Below are 3,441 nucleotides of genomic sequence, written 5' to 3' on the forward strand. Positions count from 1 at the left end.
GGGACACCGTGCCCCTGGGCCGCGTCCACGGCGCCATGTCCCACGGCTACCACCGCTCGCTCTTCTCCACCACGGTGGCCACGGCGCTCCGTGACAGGGCCATCGCCTACGACGACACCGCCCGGGACTTCCTCGACAACATGGAGCTGAAGCGCGTCCTGATGGAGGTCAAGGCGCAGACGGGGCGGAAGATCGATCTGGTCGGCTTCGACGCCTGTCTCATGAACATGCTCGAGCTGGCGTACGAGCTGCGCGAGACGGCGGACTTCATCGTCGGCTCCGAGGAGAGCGAGCCAGGGGATGGCTGGCCCTACGACACCGTCCTGGCGGACCTGGTGGCCAGGCCGGGCATGTCCGCGCAGGAGCTGGGCGCCACCATCGTCAAGCGCTACGTGGAGTCGTACCCGAGCGAGTCGGTGACGCAGTCCCTGCTGGACCTGCGGCAGGCGCCCCAGGTGACGGAGGCGGTGGACGCACTGGCCTCCGTGCTGCTGACGGTCATCAAGAATCCCATGGGCTTCGTGGCGGTGCACCGCGCCATCAAGGCCACCCAGGCCTATGCCATCCGGGACTTCGTCGACCTGGGCGATCTGCTCAAGCAGCTCCTCAAGCAGCTGAAGAGCGTCAGCCCGGCGCTGGAGCAGCACACGCTGGAGCTGCTGAAGAAGGGACCCGAGAGCCTCCGCGCGTTCGTCGCCGCCGAGGGCCACAAGGGACAGACGGTGGCGCGCTCGACGGGCGTCACCATCTACTGCCCCACCCCGCGCAGCCAGGTGTCGGTCGTCTACGAGCGCCTCGCCTTCGCCGGGAAGACGCGCTGGGATGACTTCATCCACGCCTACGCGTGAGGCCCCGGGCCCCCCGCTCCCACGCGGAGCGGGGGGCCGGGAGCTCAGTCACGGCGGAGGAAGCGGAAGGGGCCGTAGGCGGGGTTGACGAACGTGCCACAGAGCTTCACCGCGTCCACCTCGAGGCCACGGGTCCGGACGGCGCGTGGCGAGGGGGCATGCGGGCGCAGGGCGGGGGCCGCTTCCTGGAGCACCCTCGGAGCCACCGCCGGGCCACCCAGGTAGAGCTCGGCGAACTTCGACGCGAGGGCATCCGGAAGTCACCCATGGGCCTCTCCCAGCGTCCGCTTCACCGCCGCGATGATGGCCGGTGGCTGGGGCAGCGCCGCGTCCTCCAGGTGCTTCGCATAGGGAATGGGCACCTCCGCGGTGCACACCCGCTGCACCGGCGCGTCCAGCTCGTAGAAGACGTGCTCCATGATGCGGGCACTGAGCTCGGCGGACAGGCTCCCGGTGCGCCAGCCCTCGTCCACGATGACCGCGCGCCGCGTGCGCGCCACCGAGCCCAGGATCGTCGCGTCGTCGAGCGGCCGCAGCGTGCGCAGGCCCACCACCTCCGCATCAATCCCCTCGCGCGCCAGCGCCTCCGCCGCCGCGAGCGTCTTGAAGAGGCTCCCCCCATACGTGAGCAGGGACACGTCCCGCCCCGGCCGGCGGATGGCCGCGTGCTCCAGCTCCACCGCGCCCGCGTCCTCGGCCAGCTCGCCCTCCATGGCGTAGAGCAGCGCGTTGCGTATAGGTGGGAGAGAGGCCATGTGGAGGGTGAGGGCTGGAGCGAAGGGGTGGAGGAGCAAGCGTGGCACCTGAGGCAGCGGTCAGCAAGGAGCCGAAGAAGGAGCGGATGCCGCGAGAGGACTTTCGCGAAGCTGCTGCGCAGGACGTTCGCGTTGGATGTCTTTACCTGTGCCTGGTGTGGAGGCAGGCGCCGGGTGTTGGCGTACCTGACGGAACCCAACGCAGTGCGCGCCCTTCTGGAGCACCTGTCACTGCCCACGCGGCCTGCTTGCGCTGGCTGCAGCGCAGGGGCCACCCCAGCACGCGTGGTGTTGAGCCTCGAGCAGTCACGGTGCCAAAGACGCCCACGCCCCTGCTGCCTCCCCCTGGGGAGGCCACTGGGCCGGCGTGTGCCCCATGGGGCTGCACCGCCTCTCCACCGGCCCGGCGCACAGCCCTCGTGGCACCCGTCAGCAGCCCTCCTCGTCCCCTCGGCTCCTGCCCTCTCCCTCAACACCGCCCCCATCCCTCCTATACGCACAGCCCGGGGGGGTCCCGTCAGCGGCCTTCCTCGGCCCCTCGGCTCCTGCCCTCTCCCTCAACACCGCCCCCATCCCTCCTATACGCAACGATGGTAGCGCTCGCCCTGGAGTCGTAGCCGAGCCTCGGCGCCAGTAGACGGGAGGGCCCTTTCCTCAGGCCCACCCATCACGGGTCCGGAAACCGAGCTCAGCTCACAGCATGCAGGTGGGAGCAACGTAGGTCAGGATGACCAGACCGGCGTTGCCACCATCCGTGCTAGCAGCGCCTGCTTCGACAGGAAGGTCCGTGGCGGCTGACCACGTATTGGCACCAAGACCACCGCCAGTACCACCCGAGGTGCCGCCCGCGCCGCCCCAGCCGCCACCACCTCCTCCATAGCCGCCGCCACCGCCTGAATTGGTGCCTCCAGCGCCCCCGTTGAGGCCCGCGCCACCACGGGCACTGCCGCCGTGGCCACCAGCGCCCAAGGTACCAACGGCCCCAGTATTGTTGAACCCTCCGGCGCCACCAACGTTGCTCCCCCCGCCAGCGCCCCAGCCTCCCCCCCCGCCGGACGCGAAAGCGATGAGATTGCCGGCGGCCAGGATCGCGCTGCTGCCGCCGCCACCGCCACCGCCGGCACCACCCGGGCTGACGCCACCGCCACCGCCACCGTAATAGCCGACGCCCCCACCACCGTTGTGACCCGTCGTGTGGTACCCAAAGCCGCCGCCGCCGCCGACGAAGACCTCCAGGTTCCCAGCCCCCAGCGTGAAGCTCCCCGTGGCAATGGTGCCATTGCCGCCGCGACCAAGGCCGCTGCCACCGCCAGCGCCACCGACCATTTTGTAATTCACGGTGAGGGGCGAAGTGTATGGGTTCACCTTCTTCAGGTACGAGGTGACAGTCTTCACGCACGTCACCGTCCCGCCAAGCAAGTTGATCGGGAAGGTCTGGGTCGTCTTCTGTCCGCTCGCATCCTGAATCACCAGGGTGATGGTTGAGGAAATTCCCAGAGACGGGGCGGTCCAGATGACCTCACTCCGCGAGGCGCTGGTGACGGGAGTTCCCAACGTCCCGGAGTCAATGCTCCACGTAAAGGTGAGGGCCTCGCCCTCGGGGTCGTGGGCACTGACAACCAGGTCCACCGTTCCATTGACGGCAACGGTGTCTGTGGATTGGTAGAGCTCATCGACAACGGGGGGCATGGAGGGGCTCTGGGGCAGCCCCAGGTTGATGCCCAACTGGCCCGTCGTGCTCCCACCTCGTCCGTCATCCAAGGTCACCTTCACCTTGCACACCGCGCTGGGAGGAGCCGAGGCCGGCGCCGTCCAGCTCGGGCTCTTCACCGCGCTGT

The 3,441-nt window shown here is 69.3% G+C and carries 3 protein-coding genes and 1 pseudogene; 1 reads left to right on the plus strand and 3 read right to left on the minus strand.

The annotated features are described in order from the left end of the window. Window positions 1-848: clostripain-related cysteine peptidase (locus VFZ09_RS07840; protein ID WP_329726868.1), on the plus strand; the 848-nt coding region annotated here is incomplete at its 5' end. Window positions 849-892: 44 nt separating this feature from the next. On the opposite strand, the gene VFZ09_RS07845 is transcribed toward VFZ09_RS07840, so the two are convergent. From VFZ09_RS07845 to VFZ09_RS07855, 3 genes and pseudogenes are all read right to left on the minus strand, one after another. Continuing rightward, complete coding sequence (locus VFZ09_RS07845; protein ID WP_329726869.1) at window positions 893-1,042, minus strand: hypothetical protein; 150 nt, start codon at window positions 1,040-1,042, stop codon at window positions 893-895. 66 nt (window positions 1,043-1,108) lie between these two features. Then, on the minus strand, window positions 1,109-1,642 hold the full coding sequence (locus tag VFZ09_RS07850; RefSeq protein WP_329726870.1) for a transketolase C-terminal domain-containing protein: 534 nt from the start codon (window positions 1,640-1,642) through the stop codon (window positions 1,109-1,111). Between the two features lie 654 nt (window positions 1,643-2,296). Further along, window positions 2,297-3,441 (minus strand): annotated as a pseudogene (locus tag VFZ09_RS07855) (hypothetical protein); the annotation flags it as partial.

Origin of the sequence: Archangium sp. (assembly GCF_036277355.1) — a bacterium.
In the GTDB taxonomy this organism is placed as follows: domain Bacteria; phylum Myxococcota; class Myxococcia; order Myxococcales; family Myxococcaceae; genus Archangium.